Origin of the sequence: Neobacillus rhizophilus (assembly GCF_018343535.1) — a bacterium.
GTDB classification, from domain to species: Bacteria; Bacillota; Bacilli; order Bacillales; family Cytobacillaceae; genus Neobacillus; species Neobacillus rhizophilus.
The window spans coordinates 849,268-868,628 of the sequence record NZ_JAGYPF010000002.1; the positions used below are offsets into that span (position 1 = coordinate 849,268).

Sequence of the window (19,361 nt, forward strand, 5' to 3'; positions counted from 1 at the left end):
TGAGAGAAGTGAGGAAAATGTAATTTACTCCAGATTACACTAATTAATGTCGTGTGAACACGTGTTTTTGTCGTGAATGACTAAAATGATATTGTGACCCTCCGAAACTTTGTCGTAAAAGCCCTAATTTATGTAGTGAGGACTAATTCGACTGCAACAAAACTAAAAAAAGAGCCGGCAACCTAATTGCCGACTCCATCTCAAATGCGAATATTATTTCCCTGCCCCATGGCAATTCTTATACTTCTTCCCGCTTCCGCAAGGGCATGGGTCATTCCGTCCAACATTCTCCTTATTTAGCTTCGGCTTCTTCTTAACAGCCTCGCCGTCTTCCTTCGGGTTTACGGCATGGCCCTGGGCAACCTCTTGGCGCTCAAGGTTATTACGAATTTCCGCCTTCAGGATGTACATGGCCGCTTCATCCTCAATGGATTCAACCATTGCCTCGAACATTGCAAGACCTTCATGCTGGTACTCACGTAAAGGATCCGTTTGTCCGTAAGCCCGTAGGTGAATCCCTTGGCGTAGCTGGTCCATCGCATCGATGTGGTCAATCCATTTTGAATCAACTGCTCGCAAGGTAACAACCTTTTCGAACTCACGCATTTGCTCAGGAGACAGAAGCTGTTCTTTTTCATCGTAGTGCTCCTTACACTTGGCAAAGATAAATTCAACAATCTCTTCCTGATCCTTGCCGCGCAAGTCCTCAACCGTCACGTCGCCTTCCCCAAGCAGGTTTGCATGGGCAAAGTCGATAATCCCTTTAAGATTCCATTCTTCTTCATCCATATGCCCAGGCGCATTGACCTCGACGTGGCGCTGAATGGACCGTAAAATCATATTTTGAACAATTTCACGTAAATTCTCAGATTCCAGCACTTCGTCACGCTGCGTATAAATAATTTCGCGCTGCTGGCGAAGTACATCATCATATTGCAATAGCTGCTTACGGGCGTCAAAGTTGTTGCCCTCCACGCGTTTCTGTGCACTTTCTACAGCACGGGATACCATTTTACTTTGAATTGGCTGGGTATCATCCATGCCAAGCTTTTGCATCATTGCTTTCATATTGTCAGAACCGAAGCGGCGCATCAATTCATCTTCCATGGACAAGTAGAACTGAGTAATACCAGGATCCCCTTGACGTCCGGAACGACCACGCAGCTGGTTATCAATACGGCGGCTCTCGTGACGCTCGGTACCAATTACTGCAAGTCCGCCCAGCTCTTTAACGCCTTCGCCGAGTTTAATATCGGTACCGCGTCCGGCCATGTTCGTCGCAATCGTAACCGCACCAGCATATCCTGCTTCAGCGATGATTTCTGCTTCACGTGCATGGTTTTTCGCGTTCAAGACATTGTGGCGTACACCCTTTTTCAAAAGCAGCCGGGAAATCAGTTCAGAAGTCTCAATTGCGACTGTACCTACAAGCACAGGCTGTCCCTTTTGATGGCGCTCGGCAATATCTTCAACAACGGCGCGGAACTTGCCTTCCATTGATGCGTAAATTAAATCTGCACGGTCATCACGAGCAATCGGGCGGTTTGTCGGAATGACGATAACGTTCATATTATAAATGTTGCGGAATTCTTCTTCTTCCGTTTTCGCCGTACCAGTCATACCGGATAATTTTTCATACATCCGGAAGTAGTTCTGGAACGTAATGGTCGCCATCGTCATACTTTCGTTTTGTATTTCGACGCCTTCCTTGGCTTCAATCGCCTGGTGCAAGCCCTCGCTGTAACGACGGCCCTTCATCAGACGGCCAGTAAATTGGTCAACGATGACAATTTCGCCATCCTGCACGACATAATCGACATCTAGGTGCATCGTCACAATCGCCTTTAGCGCTTGGTTAATATGATGGTTCAATGTTACATGAGAAATATCAAACAAGTTTTCAATGCCAAATGCTTTCTCTGATTTGCTGATACCCTCTTCGGTCAGCATAACAGCTTTTGTTTTTTCATCGTACGTATAATCAACGTCCTTCGCCAACGTCCGTACAAACGCATTCGCTTGCATATAAAGAACCGTCGACTTCTGGGCAGAGCCTGAGATAATCAGCGGTGTCCGCGCCTCGTCAATTAAGATCGAGTCGACCTCGTCAATGACGGCAAAATAAAGAGGGCGCTGAACCTTTTGCTCTTTGTATAGGACCATGTTATCACGCAGGTAATCGAAGCCGAACTCGTTGTTCGTACCATACGTAATATCGCAGGCATAAGCAGCTTGTTTTTCATCCTTATCCATGCTGTTTAAGTTCAATCCAACGGTCAGTCCTAAAAATTCATACAACTGGCCCATTTCGGTTGCGTCGCGGCTTGCCAGATATTCGTTGACCGTGATAACATGCACGCCTTTTCCGGACAAAGCATTTAAGTAAACCGGCATTGTCGCCGTTAATGTTTTACCTTCACCGGTCTTCATTTCGGAAATATTACCCTCATGGAGAGAAATACCCCCCATCAGCTGAACATGGTATGGATAAAGGCCAAGCACGCGGCGGGCACCCTCACGGACAACCGCAAACGCCTCAACCAATAGGTCATCAAGCGTTTCGCCCTTTTGGTAGCGGGCCTTGAACTCTTCCGTCTTTTCACGTAGCTGCTCGTCAGTTAAACGTTCTGTTTCCGAGGCAATCGCATCAATTTTTGCAGCCAGCTTGTCCAGCCGTTTCAGCTCACGTTTATTTAGGTCAAACACTTTATTTAAAATCCCCATATTTGATGAAACGCTCCTTTTATCTGAGACTCAAAAGCATTTTTTGAAAAAGTGAATCCAATAAAAATCTCTAATTTTCCTATTTAATCTTACCATTTTCACTATGCAGGTGACAACAATGGAAGAAACTCAGCGGAAATTCCCGGACATACGTCCTATTATCCGCTTCAATTATGACAAATCCATGAAAAATGCATAGAACTTTTGGTTTGCCTTTTAGAGTCTATGGCTATTTGTATATTTTAAAAATAATATGCATAAAAATTAGTTCTAATACATCTTATCACTCTGTGTATATTGTTAACTAAACCGCTAGATTACAACGTTTGTATGTTGTTTATCTAGTGAATTGTAGCAATTCTGTGAATGTAAAAATATTCACAAATTGTACATTGGATTCTTCTTTTTAATGTAAGATACTACCTTTAGAGAGGTAGCAAAGGAAAATAAATAGAGAACCAATTAAATATGGGAAGGGTGAGGAAAATGGCCTTTTGGGGGAAAAAGAAAAAAGAAACCAATCCCGATGCAAGAGAAGATAGAAAAGCTGGCCTTTTTCGCAAGCTTTGGCAAAAGCTTAGAAACATAGATTGGAAGGATCCGGTCACACGCTGGAAAGTCATGTTCATTTCACTAATTGGGTTGATTGTTGTCGGCGGGGGAAGTTATGGCGCTCTTACTTTAACCAACTCGCCGACTTTTTGTTCAAGCTGTCACGAAATGGCGCCGGAATATTCTACATTCACGGCAAGTGCCCACAATAATATCACTTGCGTCCAGTGCCATATCAAACCAGGGACAATCAATATGCTTACACACAAAGTGAAATCCCTGAAGGAAGTTTATTATCATGTCACAGGGGTGCCAAAACAAATTGTCCAAACTGAAGAAGAAGTCGTATCTAACGAAAACTGTATGCAATGCCACTCCAAGAACCGCCTTGTCACTGCATCCGGTGACCTAAAGGTTAACCACAAAGGGCATATTGATGAAGGCATTCCATGTATCTCTTGCCACGCCGGTGTGGTTCACGCCAAAATGGCAGCCCGCGGCATCAACACAGATGAGGTTCGCGGCGATTTCACGAAAGAAACAGCTGAAAAAATCATGGAAAAGAAATACTTGCGCCCGAACATGGGTACCTGTATCGATTGTCATGACAAAGTGAACAATGGCGAAAAGCCTTGGAAAGATGTTTCTTACCTTGTTCCGCCGAATCCGGAGGAAGTTGAGAAAAAGATTGATGAAACTAAAAAAGAATCAGTCAGTGAAACTGCGAAGGAAACAACAGCAAAACCTGCAGAAGGAACTCCCGGAAGCGGAACGGCTGAAGAATTAGCAAAGGCACATGAAGAAAAAACGCAGGAGCTAATTTTACAAGCAATCGGTAAGCAGCAAAAAGACGTTAAAATCTCAATGTCCTGTGAAACCTGTCATAAAAAATTAAACATTCCTAAAACGCATAAAGCAGTTGATTGGAATCAGAACCACGGTACGACAGCCATTCTAAAGCTGGATCAATGTATGAACTGCCACCAGGATTCCAAGTGGATAAGAGAAATTCCGAAGGAAGACATCATTTCCTTGCTCAAAATGGGCAATGAAAAAGTAATATACACGCCTAACGTTACTCTTGCAAAAGACCAGGCCCGTACCAATAAGTTTTGCGCTGCTTGCCACGCAGACCGGCCAGCAGGGCACGGTGAGAGCGATCAATGGCTGACTGCTCACGCCAGCCAAGCAAAAACAGCAGACCAAAAGGCAGAATGTTTTGTCTGTCACGATCGTGAAAAACCGGCTGCCGATTCAACTAGTGCCAAGGCACCTACAGATGTTTATTGTCAATACTGTCATAGAACTGGCTTTAAGTCGGATGTAAAAAACTAATAAATTGACAGGAGGGTCGCTATATGGATGAAGAGCAAAAGCAAGAACGATCGGCCCCTCCCCGTTTTCGTTACAAGGGATTTAAATTTTTGACGCTGACACTGTTTTTTCTAGCCCTGTTTTTCTTTCTTGGATTTTCAGGGCTAGAAGCAACATCTAGCTCGAAGTTTTGCTCATCATGTCATGAGATGAAACCTGAGTACTATACGTGGAAGGCCTCCACGCACAGCGAAGTGGAATGCGTTAACTGCCATATTGGGGAGGGAGTAGAGAATCTCACTAAGGCAAAAGCAAACGGATTAGCACAGCTTTATAAAAAAACTGCTGATGCCTATACTGCTCCAATTCAAATGCCAAAAAACATACCCAATTCTGCTTGTGAAAAGTGTCATAACATGGAAACGCGAGAAGTTACATCTTCTGGCGACCTGATTATTCCACATGATAAGCACTTGGCAAAAGATATTAAATGTACCCAGTGTCATAGCGGGGTTGCACACGGGAAAATTGCAGAACGAAATGTGACGTTTAAATCGGACTATGAAAAGTGGGATGACACACTTGGAAAGTCGATGATGAGCGATGTCAAATTTACAAGTCCCAAAATGGAAACCTGTATGGAGTGCCACGAGCTACGCAATGTCTCCAATAAATGTGAGACATGCCATAATGCAGGAATGGAGCCTAAATCGCACAAGAAGGCTGATTTCAAAACAAAAAATCATGGCACTTTAGCAAAAGAGGATATTAAAAGTTGCAATAAATGCCATGGACTTATGTCCGAAACAGAAGTAGAAGGCATAAAAGAGGTTCCGGCTTCACAGCAATTTTTAAGTAATGGAGCGAACAAATCAAAACAAATATCCGCTCAAGACTATGCAAAAGAAAATACTTTTTGCCAGAATTGTCACACGACAAAACCGGAAACCCACGTAAAAGGATTTGTCAATATACACGGTGCAATTGCAAAAAATAGCAAGGAAAAATGTCTTGCCTGCCACGATTACCAAAAAACAGGCTTTAATGATAGTAAGACCGTTGCATGCAGCAGCTGTCACCCGGCCATGCATGATGGCAAGAACTTTAAGGAACGTCACCCAATTAATATTAATGGGGTTACAGCGCCGACTGAACAGTGCTACACCTGTCACAACAGGCCAAAATGTGAATCGTGTCATAAAGAATAATGGTAATTAACCAGATTAGGAGGGCGAATATGGAAGCGCAAATACAGCCTAATGCCCAGGAACCTACGAGAAGCTCCCAAAAAGAAATTAAAGTAAAAAGTGACCGTTTTAAATGGTGGCAATCCCTTATCCTCCTTGTGGGAACCTTGGCAATATGTTTATCTGCAGGCTATTACATTAGTGAAAAATACTTGTGGAACCAGAAGGATGACGAAATTGCCAAACAATTGGCCTATAATAAAACACTTGTGGAGCAAAAACCAAATGATCCGAGCTTAAGGGTTCAGCTAGGATATACCTACTTCCTAAAAGGTGACAATAGTAACGCCATCAAGGAATATCAAACTGCAAAGAACTTGGATAAAAATTTTTATGCAGCCTATTTAAACTTGGCGATTGTATATGATCAAGAGAATAGAACGGACGATGCACTTCAAATGGCCACCAAGGCTGCAAAGCTGGCACCGCAGGACTATAAAAGTCTTCTACTAAAAGCTAGAAGCTATAGAAAGCTAAAAATGTATAAAGAAGCAACAGCGGCATTGGAACAAGCAAATCGTTTCAAACCGGGCAATACAGATGTTATTTATGAGACTGGCTTAGTGGCCGAAGACCAAGGAAAGCTAAAAGAGGCAGAGGATATCTACAAAGAATCACTTTCTTACGACCCTACCTTTAAACCAGCAATCAAAGCATTGGATCGAATAAAGTCTAAAAACAAATAGTGAAGGAGATGGAAATGCCATGAAAAAGAAGACCACCTATATATGGATGGGATCCATAGTGGCACTTAGCATCGTGCTGTTTGCAGTCATCTACTTTTTCCATCTTCAGGATGACGCAATAAAAGTAGCAGATAATTTGAAGACTGGCGGGCAACCAACATTGAGTTACTATATCCAAGGGGATTTGAATGATCCTCTTGAGAAACCGATGGATGTAACAAAAGTTGGAGAATTCGTTTATGTGACTGACACAAATCACAAACAGGTTCAGGTTTTTGATAGGTCTGGCACGCCAGTTTTTAAATTCGGCAAGGAAGGCACTGATAAAGGACAATTCGAATTTCCTTACGGCATTGCCGGGGATAAGGATGGAAACATCTATGTGGCGGACCTATACAATGCCAATATATCCATCTTTAATGAAAAGGGGAAATTCATCAAATACTTTGAAGTGGCCGATAAAGCAGATCAATTAAAAGGTCCAGGAGGTTTACGGATATATAACAATCAGCTTTATGTAACTGATATTCCAAATAATAGAGTTGTAGTTTTTGATTTAAAAGGCAAAAAAATGCTTGAGATCACTAGTGTAACGGGAAAAGAAGACCTTCTCAATGCGCCGAATGCAGTGACCATTGACGATGACAAAAATATTTATGTCTCCGATACAGGAAAGCAACGACTGGTTGTCTATGATAAAACTGGAAAATATAAGCGCACTATCAATGGCTCAGCAGACAATAAGGGCAGCTCCAAGTTTGTTAATCCACGAGGAATTGGGGTTGCTTCAAACGGTACGCTGTTAATGGTCGATAACATGACCCATTATGTTTATGGCTTTGACAAGGATGGAAAGCAAATTTTCCAATTTGGCGGTATTGGAAGCGATAAGAACCAGTTTTATCTTCCAAACGGATTATTTGTGGATGATAAAGGAGAAGTATTAATTACAGATACCGTAAACGCCAGGGTAGGTTTTTATTACTAAAACACTTATTGCATTTTAGGAGGTGATGCCTTAAATAGAGGAAAAGAGCAGGTTTTAAGATTAATAGAGAGAGAGAGAAAAAGAGAAAAGAGCGAGAAAACAGGGAGGTTTTCTGGAATGAGTAAGTTTAAATTCAGCTTCTCACTAGTCTTAACGATTATTCTAGTGGGAATACTCAGCACTTCTGTATTTGCTAGAGGCGCCTATTGGGGCAGCTTGACTGGCGACAACAGCGGCTGGTCATTTAAATTTATTAACACTAGCGATAAAGCTAAAGATTTCACTGTAAAAGTTTATTCAAATGAAGATGGTTATACTGATGCATTGTATTCATCTCCTGTTAAAACAGCGGTAGCTCCACATCCAGAACCAACTGGTGCTGCGGGTGAGTATGTAACAGTTACTGTTACACCGGATAATGTTAATTTCCAACTTGGTGTTATTTACAAATTTGTCCTGGTTGATGTTACAGATCCTGCCAAGGAAGTAGCTACTGAAACAAAATACGGTGTCACAACTGTAAATGATACTAATAAGAAATTGTATAACGTTTCTGATGATCCTGAAATGGTAGACGTTGACGGTTCAGGGCTTGTGAACGCCAACCATACCGGTTTACCTGGCGCTGCCAGCAAAGGCGGCAATAAGCACGGTTTCTACCAAAACAACACAAACTCTTGCGCGGCCTGTCACCAAACGCACACCGCTGCCCAAGGTGAAGCTTTATTGTTTAAAGATGGCGTATACAGCACATGTTCTGCTTGTCATGATGGTACAACTGGTGCATATAACGCATTTGCAACATCATCTGCAGAAACTACAAAAGAAATTGCTGGTACTTTTAACATTAGTACTGATTCCGCACACAACGGTTCACTTCACCAATCAGACGGCTCAATTACTGTAAGTGCTGCTCCTGGTGGAGGTAAATCACAAGCAGTATGGGGTGGAGAATTTAACTGTGCAAGCTGCCACGCACCGCACGGAGCAGGTTCTACAATGGAAAATAACTTAAACATGGACCCACTAGGCTGGGGCGGAGTTGAGTACAAAGCATTACCTACGGGTGTAACACTTGATGGTGCAACTGATGCTCAAAAAGATTCTTTAAACGGTAAATTATTCAAGGATCTTACAATCATCGATTTAGATACCAATTCAGCTGCATTAGCATCATTCATTAAGCCATACGTTGTTGCTAAGAAAACTATAACAGCTGCTGACCTTTCTACAGATAAAACAAAAGAAGGTTACATGTATTCTCGTGCAAATGTTCAGGTAGGCCAAAAGGTTATCCAAACCTACAGATGGACTGGCAAAGCTTATGTTAGAGACTTCTCCCTATGGTTAAGAGGTTCCAGCCGTGAGGCAGCTAATACAGTCTTAACTGGTGCTCCTGCTACAGGTCTTACAATTGTTTGGAGAGATGGATTTGCATTTGGTGCTGCCACAGCTGTAGATGCTGTTTCTAAGGCACAAATCTCTTTAGGTATTGATGTTGAAACTACAACTAATATTAGATCACTATTTGATAGTGGTTACACAAATTATATTTATGACAGTGGTACAGAAATGAGCAAATACTGTGCATCTTGTCACACTGACTATTTGTCTACCGTACGTACTAACTTAACCGGTACTTATACTCAAGCACACCGCCATACAACTGGCAAGGATAACCTAACTTGCGTACGCTGCCACTACGGTCACGGTACTGATGCTACAATCATGAAAGATTCCAACGATGAATCTTACTTTGAAGGCGATCATGCAGGAAAGTTAGACTATTATGTAGATCCTAACCCATCTTCTGCATTAAAACGTTACACTGGTATGTCAGTATGTTATGCTTGTCACGGTTCTGGCGGTCAGTTCATCAACAACCCTGCCAATGAAGCAATTGATGGACCTACAAGCACAATTTATGGTTCTCATGCTGTTGTTAATGATGCCGGAGTTCAATATGACGACGGTGAAGCTCCATTAAAACCAGGTCAACCAGGTACTAGAGAATAAAAAAAGCCAACAAATAGCGCCACTACTTGTTAGCTTTTGAAATAGTATATTTTAATTCTCACAAAGAGCAGGGCAGCAATTTTTGTTGCCTTGCTTTAATTTTATTATCCTATATCTGACACAAAATTGTCAAACTTTTTGACAAAATATCGTCAATAAATTGCTTTATTTCTGCCTCAATTTCCGCCTATCTTCACTGCTATAATAGATGTGTAATCCCTATATATAACTCTACAACCTACATTAAATACATAAATCCATAATAAGCGAGATGATATCTGGTGAAAGTCTTCCCCTTGTATAATAAATCCTATATTTATATTTTCTTGATCGTTCTGCTTTTAGGAACTACGATTCTGTCGTTTCCGTCCATTGATGCATACTCTGCCAGTGATCCTGCCATAACAATTGAGTCCCCTGTCCCGAATGAGGAACTTTCTACTAAAAATGTTGTTATTTCAGGCTCATATACTTCTGAGTTTCCAAAGTCCGAATTGTCATTTACCGCTTCTGAGGATGGAGTCGAAATTGCAGATTCCAATTGGCAGATTGATGAAACAAGTCACAAATGGACTTTTTCTACATCCGCTTTATCAGAAGGAGATCATGCTATTACTATTAAGTTGGAAGAATTATCATCATCATCAACATCCAATCCTGCAACGGCATCTATCGCTTTTATAATAAAAATACCAACGGTAACTGTAAAACCTGCAATTTCCATAACGACACCATCACCATCTGAAGTTTTTGATTCAACAAATATTCTAATCTTAGGAACCTATACTGCTGATGTACCACAAACTAACTTGATGTTTACCCTATTAGAAAATGGCAAGAAGATTTCCGATTCGTCCGCCAATGCAGGCGATTGGAATTTTGATGAAACAAGCTCGCCAAAAAAGTGGTCTTTTTCAACAAAGACATTGCCGGAAGGTACCCACACAGTTTCAATGGAAATGACCGATAAGGTAACAGGTGAAATTGCTAGTGCAACAACGTCCTTTATCCTGGCTTTAACTAGACCATACATCGGCGATACAAAAATTATCTTCCCAGACAATTCGGAAAAAAAGTCCGAAGATTTAACCAGCGTTCCGCTTAATGCGAAAATCAAAATAACTGTTGTTGACGACCAAAGAATGGATCAGCTTAAAAGCAAAATTGACACTGGAAGCTATAACCCTATCAATGTAATATTGGGCACGGATACTATTAAAGGAACGACTCAAATCGGTGAGCCAGTTTTAAAAAATAATAAATATTATTACGATATCACCTTTACTCCTGCTGCTGGTGAATTAAAAATTAACAGGACCTATCTGGTGTACCTAGATCCCGAACTTGCTGATGATTTGGACAATCCGGTATTTACGAAGTTTTTCAAAATTACAACCAAAACAAATGCTGATTGGGATGATATTGACGAGCAAAAACACACATCGTCAAATCCTCATGGACATTACATGTTGAATACGAATATGTGTGCATCCTGTCACAGCACGCATACTGATTCACCGTTTGACAAACTGGATACAAAAAGTAAACTAACTTCAGGCCGGGAAGGCGGCTCCTATCTTATTGATTTTAATGAACAGTTAAATGGTAAAGATTCACAAAACTATTGTATGGCTTGCCACGACGGGACTACCAACGCACCACTGATTGATGGGATTACAAGCCAATACCATCATGATAATCCGGTTGAGTATTCATCAACTGGAAAGGACAATTTAAAGGATGCAACATCATGCACCAGCTGTCATAACCCTCATGCGGAATGGTCAGAGGAAAACCCGAATTTGTTGAAGGACCATTATGTCTATAAACATAATTCGGAAGATCAAGAGAAAATGGGAGCTACCCCATTAACGGTGGACAGTTTGGATACATCTTGTGAAACTTGTCATGATAATACTATCGAATTTGCAGCTATACCTGCAGATAAAGGAATGTACGAATTACTTAAATATAACAAGTCTTTCACTGCAGTAGGCAATGAAACTACAAAAATTAATAAATCAACAGACCTTGAAGTTCCAACCAAAACCATCGGAGATTATTCCTTATGCTTAAGGTGTCATAATCTTGAAAAGAAAAAACAAAATAAGGTTAGTTCAGATATCGAATCCTTTTATCTTGACGCCAATTCTGGCCATAATTTTAGCATTCCGATGAATGCAACCACTCAAAGAGATGGCAGCCAATTAAATGGCCCAATCCCATGTGCGGAATGCCATGAAACACATGGATCGAACAATCTGTATAATTTGCGGGAAGTATTGGGTAATAATCCAACGGTAACTGATAAATATAGAACTTCAGGGACGAAATGGAATGCGGTAAATGAACGGGAGTTCTGTACCAAATGCCATAATGGGTCAACTGAAATTTACGGTATAAAGGGCAATGCGATTTATGATGATGCAGGTCAGGCCATCAATTCAATTGTTGGCCATAATAAAAATGATATTGATCAGGCATGTTCCAAATGCCATAGCACCAATAACTCATTTATCGAGGCCGCCCATGCACCTAAGAAGTAGCCGTAAAAAACGAGAGGGAAATTTCCTCTCGTTTTTGTGCGTTTGGGAAAGAAAATAATATTAGCATCTTTTTTATGGGTATAAATACCCATAAAAATCTCCTCACATAAGCCAAAAGACTTAATGTGGATATTTTTGCAGGTTTATATTTAAATTGAGAACTCCTCATTACGGTATGTTTTTCTGTTATTAAATACATTGTATTATACAAAATTAGTGAATTAGATCTACTAATTGTAGATCTTTTTTAATCAATAAAAGAAAGGGGGGATAGGGTGGGAAATGTCATTTGGTTTAAAGAAGAGTAAATAGAGAAGAGAGACAAAACATGTCTCACAAAATGGGGGAGTTTTAAGATGAGTCGTAAATCGGTTGGTATCAGCGTGGTGTTTATTGCTGCTTTATTGATGCTAAGCACATTTTATGTTTCCGCTTTAAGTAACAACTTTTCGAATTACAAGCCTTCCAGTAATGGTACGACAACCGTTTCAAATCCGGATATATCTACCTATGTAAAAAGTGCAAATGATTTGGACGACCAAAGCTTGAGCATGAAAATAAACGGCACTCAGGTAAATGCGCAATTTTCCTATAAAGTCGAACGCAAGGATGGGACTATCTTCTATAAAGCATCCGATTTAAAGGATGGAACCAACACGGTAGAAGTCAGCATCAATGACAATGCTGGGAACACTCTTAATGATTCCTGGTCATTTATTGTAAAGGAAGCGCCAAAGTTCAGCAATCTTAGTCCTGCAGATAAAAGTGAGCAGGCCAACTTGGGTCAATTATCTGCAACGGTTAAGGATAACACAGCAGTGGACTGGAGTTCCGTAAAGCTCAAAATAAATAATAGTTATGTGAGTACTGCTTCATTAAATTTTAACTCCGAAACTGGTACTGTAACATATAACAGAAATTTTGCCAGTGGCAGTTACACTGCGGCTCTGGAAGTAAAAGATATGAATGGTAATTTAAGTACAAAAACCTGGAGTTTTGTTGTTGATAACACAGCGCCAGCCCTTGAATATTTTAGCGGCTTAAAAGACGGCGCTACGATTGACTACAGCAACTTGAATATTTCACAAAATTAAAAGATTTAACGGATATCAAAGATAACGGAAGTTTAACATTAGACGGAACACCCGTAGATTTTGATTTTAAATATGAAGGTTATTCCGATTATGATGATGATTATGTTGTTACATCCAGGAAAACTGCTTACATTACGTACACCGGTACGATTCGAAATGGTCAACACACCCTGTCCTTATATACAGAAGACAAATTAGGTAACAGCATCACCCGCAACTGGAAATTTACTGTCTCTGTCAAACCAGTGGTTTCGAATGCCATTCCTTTTAAATACGGTGTTAAGAATCTAAAACCAGCGATTTCTGCAACAATAACATCGCCAAACGGCACAATTAATGGCGATTCCATCATATTTAAATTGGATGGACACCCTGTTGGTTTCACCTATGATGCAGGTTCCGGTTTAGTAAGCTACACTCCTTCTGACGCCTTGGAAAATGAAGCTTACCATACTGTTTCCATCGCAGCGTCCGACCTGTCAGGTACATCTATTAATAAAGAGTGGAAATTCTATACCAATACCTACCCAGATATGAAGGATTCAAATATTTCCAACTGTACTTCCTGTCACCAGGCCAATCGCATTGAGGGAAGCAATGGGGATTTAGAAAGTGTTCATATCAAAAAGTTATACTTTAATGGAACACATTCAAACAATCGTTGTGATAACTGTCACAATTATATATCCGTCCCGTCTAACTGCAGTCAGTGCCATGAAGACCCTGATGGGACATTTGCTTACGCTCCACACGGATCAACACCATCGATCAAATATCAACCAACCAATGTTGATGCTACAATGCCATTAAGGGTAACGGAGAATCGTGAAATGAATGACTGTATCCTCTGCCACCAGCCAGGATCACAGGTCAAAGGCTATACAGGATATCAGTCTACACCAACCAGACTTTTGAACAATCACGATATTCCGGAACTTCATAAGGCAAATAATGAACCGGATTGTACAGGATGCCACGCAAAATCACTAACGAACGAACATGCCCGCGATGGCAGACAAGATGCAAATGGCAACCCGATCACTTGCAATACTTGTCACCAAAGTACGAATCCTGCAGTGGTGCAAGCGATAAAAGATAAAAATACATCTTGTACGTCCTGTCACTCCAGGGATACTGTCCATAAGGACATCCATTCGAAGTGTGCAACCTGTCACTCAAAGGGCAGTTACGAAGATTCACGTAGTGCAAATTAATTTACTAACGGAAAAATAGATAAAGGGGCTTTCCAAAAAATTTGGCTTTTTGGTAGCCCCTTTTTTAGCATTTAATATACAAGCTATTTGGTAAATGGAAAAAATATCGAACAGCCAAGTTTCCTTCAATCTTAGAATTTTTGCCATCCCTATAATTTAGACTTCTTATCTTAGCTTTAACAACCATTCCTTCAGCCCGTCAACCTTCCCCCACAAATGCAAATGCATCGACGCATACACAATAGCTTCGTTCTCATCCCCGAAACCGTAATATTCAGGCGCATCATTCGGCAGCTTCTTTTTGCCGGTTAGGTAATATAACACAAACCTATTACTGCTTTTTGCCTGTTTCACCAACGTTTTTGCCTTTACTGTGTTGCCGTTCGTGAGCAGCTCTAGCAAAAGCTTATTGTAGGTGGTTTCTGTTGTTTCCTCATTATATTTTTCTAACAGAGCTTCGGCCTTTTCATATTCTTCTTTTTCGATGTAAGCCACAAACAAGGAAGTCCGGACACCCTGATTATCCATTGTGTTCAATATGAGCAGTTCCTCATAATGCTCTATTGCCTCGTCAATATTCCCTAACAAAAAGATTGTCTCGGCATAATTGAACTTTGCCCGCATGTACGGTCTTGTTTCAATTAGCCCCCAGAAATCCCCTTCGTTTTCCAAGAAAAACTCCTTGCCGAGATGTTTTTCGCCGACCTGCAGGCCATGATAATACAATTCTGCCGCTTCTTCGGGGTTTTCGGCAAGGTCACCAAGTAAAACATAAGCATCGACACAATAGGGATTAATGTTTAGTGCTTCCTGGATCAGTTGAAGTTTTGTAACGACTTCAGAACGCAAGGCCTCAAAAACCAATTCCTGAGCACGGTGCTCATCTCGTCTTGAAACCTTCTTTGGCAATTTGTCAGGAATATTTATAGTAAAGGCGGAAGCCTTACTGGGGTTTCCTCTACGCCCCTTTTCATCTTTTCCTTTCGGAAACTCAATGACCTCCGCTTCTTCAAATTGTGGTTCCTCGTCAACCCCGTACACAATATTCATCATTTCGCTTATTTCTTGGTTCAGGACATTTTCCATCTCCGATGAGATTGTGGAAATGGACCTCGCGGACACGCTGTATATCTGCCCAAGCTCCTTTTGTGTAAATACTTTTTCCAGCATCGGCATCATTTTTTGCATTAAATAATGCAGCCCGGCGGCATATAGATTCGGGTTCTGAATCCGCTTTTTCCGCTTCTGGCAATAACTAAACCAAAGCACAATCCCAGCGTCCACAACTGGCGCAGGCGTGTCAAAAGCTTCTGCTTGTGCTTTGAAAAGGTCGGCAACCTCCTTGTAAATTGGGGCTGGCCATTCTATGTCATCCGTTTCGATTAGGCCGCCAACCATCGGCAGTTCGCTCAAAACTTCAATAAAAAAATCATCTAAATACTGTTGTGGGGACGGATAGTCTGCGGCGATGCTGCTATCTTCAATATAAGAAAAAGCAACTTCAGGTTTTAAATCCGGCAAATCAAATGGCGCCGGGAAAAATGCAAAGTTTTGGTCAAATGGTACCAACAAACCCAAAAGGAATGTGCCTTCCTCAAAATCAGCCGGCGTACCTGTAATAATTGTCTCATGCTGTTCCCCCGTAAAGCCATCCTCTACTGTCAGCTTGTTGTTTTCAACTTTTAAGACTTTCCCGGCAATTGTACGCCCCTTTGTCCAAGTTTGAAAAATTTTCTTCAGCTTGGGCCGCTTAATTTTTCCAGCCTCTGTAGCTATAAATTTCTCAATAACTTTTTTTCCGTCATCCAATTCTTCAAAAAGGGAAAACCAGATGGCATGAACCACTTCATAGAATTCCCGTTCTTCTTCATCCTCTAATTCGAGGCTGCTATACTCCATGAACATTTCAAAATCATCTTCGATTTCCGCGCCAAAATAATTGAACGCAAAATGAATCATTTGCTTCTGCAGCTCGTCTGCTTCACTTTCCAGTAAATGGGTGATGGACACAGCTTCACTTGCACCGCAGCACTTTTTATACTTTATTCCGCTCCCGCAAGGACATGGTTCATTCCGGCTTGGTTTCTCCATCTCGCTTTACACCTCTTTTTTCTCTATAAATTCTAACCATTCTTCCATTTCTTTTTTTGCATACCCATATTCAAAGGCATACCACTCATTTTCAAGCCCGGCTACAATCAGCCCATCTTTAAATTTACGAAAAGGCCGATGACTGCTACTTAACGCTCGAAACAGCGGCTCGCTTTTTTTGTCATCATTAACCTGTGCTGCAAATAGCTCCATTAGCCGAAATGCTTCAAAAGATTCGATGCTTGGAATCTCAATATAACGGTCTATATTTTTCTCATCATCCCAGTCTATTCCTTCTTCGTCGGTTATGAGTGGGTCTCCGTCATAGACAACTTGTTTCGTCTCCAAATCCAGGTAAGACTGTCCGATATTGTTCATTAAATATGTATCAATCAATTCATCCAATAAATTCATATGTTACCACCTGCTCTTATTCAATAGTACCATTTTCGACAGATTCATATAGGAAAATACAAAGGTTTTAGGGGAGAATTTCTAGATTAGTGCCAAAAATATCCAAAAGAAAAATTCAACGCCTTTTTTTGAATTTTTCCCACTTCTCAAGTTATAATTAACAAGGACTAACCAGCAACTTCAGAATAATCTATAATAAATGTTATAACTTTTTAGAGGTGACGAAAATGGAATTAGCGGAAATTCGCAATGAACTTGAAATTACGGCTAAGAAATTAGCCGACTTTAGGGGGTCTCTTTGACCTAGAAAACAAGGAAGCCAGAATTGCGGAGCTTGAGGATGAAATGCTCCACCCCGATTTTTGGAATGACCAAGAAATGGCCCAGAAAGTAATCAGCGAGGCCAATGGCTTGAAGGACCAGGTTCATGAATTTTATGAACTGAACGAATCATTTGAGAACCTGGAAGTGACCTATGAGTTGGTGAAAGAAGAAAGCGATGCCGAGCTTCAGGCTGAACTGGAAGAAGAGCTTCAGCAGCTGACAGACCGGTTAGGTCAATTTGAATTGCAGCTTCTTTTAAGTGAAGAGTATGATAAAAATAATGCAATCCTTGAGCTTCACCCGGGTGCCGGTGGAACAGAGTCGCAGGACTGGGGCTCAATGCTGCTAAGAATGTACACAAGATGGGCCGAGAAAAAGGGCTTTAAGGTAGAAACCCTTGATTATCTTCCGGGTGATGAAGCAGGCATCAAAAGCGTGACCCTCGCTATCAAAGGGCATAATGCCTATGGCTACCTGAAGGCAGAAAAGGGAGTTCACCGCTTGGTAAGGATTTCGCCGTTTGATTCTTCCGGCCGGCGACATACATCTTTTGCATCCTGTGAAGTGATGCCGGAACTAAACGATGATATCGAGGTTGAAATTCGGACAGAGGATTTACGGGTTGATACGTACCGTTCAAGTGGCGCGGGCGGACAGCACGTTAACAAAACAGAATCAGCCATCCGAATTACCCATCTCCCGACCGGCATTGTGGTAAGCTGCCAAACCGAGCGATCCCAGATTCAAAACCGCGAGCGGGCCATGAACATGTTAAGAGCCAAGCTTTACCAACGGGAAATTGAAGAGAAGGAAAAGGCGCTTTTGGAAATTCGCGGCGAACAAAAGGAAATCGGCTGGGGAAGTCAAATTCGCTCTTACGTCTTCCATCCGTATTCAATGGTAAAAGACCACCGTACTGGTGCCGAAACTGGTAATGTTCAGGCTGTTATGGACGGGGAATTGGATCAGTTTATTAATTCATATTTGCGTTCAAGGATTTCATAATCGATATCCCAAATAAAAGCCTTTGTCAACTTGGTTGGCAAAGGCTTTTATTTGGGATTGTTGCCAATCATGGTAGCTTTAATGAAGATTAACGGTTTCTTCTAGTGATTCGAGTATGCCCTCTAGCTTCCCTTATGAAATTTCTCCAAAGAACATATGCTAATAAAAATTTACCCCTTTATCGCGTTAGCCTAATGCCATTTACACCATATTTTTCCCGTGCTATACTCTCAATCGGAATTTAATAAGAGAGGTATCATTTCATGAATATATTGAGCAAATTAACAAACACTTATCCAAAAACCAGAATTGCCGCCGACTACCTTTTTGTTCTGGTCGGTGCAGCCATTATTGCGATTACGTTCAACGTTTTTCTCTTGCCAAACCAAATTGCCTCGGGTGGAGTCAGCGGCATCAGTACTATTTTAAAATCCGTGCTCGGCCTTGAGCCCGCATACGTCCAATGGGCATTCAATATTCCGCTGTTTATCGCTGGTGTAGTTCTGCTTGGAAAACAATTTGGCGTCAAAACACTAGCCGGCACTGTTTTTCTTCCGTTCGTGGTTTTCCTAACAAGAAATTGGGAGCCGTGGACACATGATGCACTACTCGGCGCTTTGTTCGGCGGGATTGGCGTTGGTCTTGGTCTTGGGATTGTCTTTAGAGGAAATGCATCGACTGGCGGAACCGACCTTGCCGCACAGATCATCAATAAATACACTGGTTTTACCCTAGGTAGATGTGTCGTTATGATTGACGGCCTCATCGTCCTCACTGCAGCTATCGTTTTTGATATTGAAAAAGGCTTATATGCATTAATCGGACTGTATGTAACCAGCAAAACCATTGATTTGGTTCAGGTCGGTTTTGGCCGGTCAAAGATGGCGATGATAATTACAAATAAACAAGAAGAAGTTCGTGCAGGGATTTTGCATAAAATAGACCGTGGTGTGACAAAACTATCAGCATACGGTGGTTTCACCGAGCATGAACGCCCAGTTTTGATGTGTGTGGTGGATCAAACGGAGTTCACAAAATTGAAACAATTGGTCAAAACCCTTGACCCGTCTGCTTTTGTCGTGGTAATGGATGCTGCAGAGGTGTTAGGGGAGGGTTTCAAACGCCCATAACATTGGTATAATTAAT

The 19,361-nt window shown here is 41.4% G+C and carries 13 protein-coding genes; 10 read left to right on the top strand and 3 right to left on the bottom strand.

Features of this window, described 5'->3' with window-relative positions; translation table 11 throughout:
- Window positions 1–213: 213 nt before the first annotated feature.
- Window positions 214–2,724: a preprotein translocase subunit SecA gene (gene secA / locus KHA99_RS11845; protein ID WP_213117645.1), complete on the bottom strand. Its 2,511-nt coding sequence runs from the start codon at window positions 2,722–2,724 to the stop codon at window positions 214–216.
- Window positions 2,725–3,210: 486 nt separating this feature from the next.
- Between secA and KHA99_RS11850 the strand changes: the two genes are divergently transcribed.
- The 8 genes from KHA99_RS11850 (at window position 3,211) to KHA99_RS11885 (ending at window position 14,381) form a co-directional block, all read left to right on the top strand.
- On the top strand, window positions 3,211–4,611 hold the full coding sequence (locus KHA99_RS11850; protein ID WP_213117646.1) for a NapC/NirT family cytochrome c: 1,401 nt from the start codon (window positions 3,211–3,213) through the stop codon (window positions 4,609–4,611).
- A 23-nt stretch (window positions 4,612–4,634) separates the two neighbouring features.
- Window positions 4,635–5,798 (top strand): cytochrome c3 family protein, encoded by a 1,164-nt coding sequence (locus KHA99_RS11855; RefSeq protein WP_213117647.1) that lies wholly within the window; start codon window positions 4,635–4,637, stop codon window positions 5,796–5,798.
- A gap of 29 nt (window positions 5,799–5,827) precedes the next feature.
- The gene (locus KHA99_RS11860; RefSeq protein ID WP_213117648.1) at window positions 5,828–6,523 is read left to right on the top strand and encodes a tetratricopeptide repeat protein; all 696 of its coding nucleotides are present in this window, start codon (window positions 5,828–5,830) and stop codon (window positions 6,521–6,523) included.
- Between the two features lie 19 nt (window positions 6,524–6,542).
- Window positions 6,543–7,511 (top strand): 6-bladed beta-propeller, encoded by a 969-nt coding sequence (locus KHA99_RS11865; RefSeq protein ID WP_213117649.1) that lies wholly within the window; start codon window positions 6,543–6,545, stop codon window positions 7,509–7,511.
- A gap of 117 nt (window positions 7,512–7,628) precedes the next feature.
- Complete coding sequence (locus KHA99_RS11870; RefSeq protein ID WP_213117650.1) at window positions 7,629–9,527, top strand: cytochrome c3 family protein; 1,899 nt, start codon at window positions 7,629–7,631, stop codon at window positions 9,525–9,527.
- 296 nt (window positions 9,528–9,823) lie between these two features.
- Entirely contained in the window at window positions 9,824–12,073 is a 2,250-nt protein-coding gene (locus KHA99_RS11875; RefSeq protein WP_213117651.1) for a multiheme c-type cytochrome, read from the top strand.
- A 356-nt stretch (window positions 12,074–12,429) separates the two neighbouring features.
- Window positions 12,430–13,167 (top strand): Ig-like domain-containing protein, encoded by a 738-nt coding sequence (locus KHA99_RS11880; protein WP_213117652.1) that lies wholly within the window; start codon window positions 12,430–12,432, stop codon window positions 13,165–13,167.
- 245 nt (window positions 13,168–13,412) lie between these two features.
- Window positions 13,413–14,381, top strand: coding sequence for a hypothetical protein (locus tag KHA99_RS11885; RefSeq protein WP_213117653.1), 969 nt, complete (start codon window positions 13,413–13,415; stop codon window positions 14,379–14,381).
- A gap of 165 nt (window positions 14,382–14,546) precedes the next feature.
- On the opposite strand, the gene KHA99_RS11890 is transcribed toward KHA99_RS11885, so the two are convergent.
- Together KHA99_RS11890 and KHA99_RS11895 are read right to left on the bottom strand one after the other, a co-directional pair.
- The gene (locus KHA99_RS11890; protein WP_213117654.1) at window positions 14,547–16,472 is read right to left on the bottom strand and encodes a YecA family protein; all 1,926 of its coding nucleotides are present in this window, start codon (window positions 16,470–16,472) and stop codon (window positions 14,547–14,549) included.
- A gap of 6 nt (window positions 16,473–16,478) precedes the next feature.
- Window positions 16,479–16,886, bottom strand: coding sequence for a UPF0158 family protein (locus KHA99_RS11895; RefSeq protein WP_213117655.1), 408 nt, complete (start codon window positions 16,884–16,886; stop codon window positions 16,479–16,481).
- Window positions 16,887–17,113: 227 nt separating this feature from the next.
- On the opposite strand from KHA99_RS11895, the gene prfB reads away from it, so the two are divergent.
- Window positions 17,114–18,215, top strand: a protein-coding gene (gene prfB, locus KHA99_RS11900) for a peptide chain release factor 2 (RefSeq protein ID WP_213117656.1) whose coding sequence is annotated in 2 segments (ribosomal slippage) — window positions 17,114–17,185 and window positions 17,187–18,215 — 1,101 coding nt in all. Because the reading frame shifts where the segments join, the coding sequence is not laid out codon by codon here.
- Between the two features lie 263 nt (window positions 18,216–18,478).
- A complete protein-coding gene (locus KHA99_RS11905) occupies window positions 18,479–19,345 on the top strand; it encodes a YitT family protein (RefSeq protein WP_213117657.1) in 867 nt (288 codons plus the stop codon).
- Window positions 19,346–19,361: the final 16 nt, after the last annotated feature.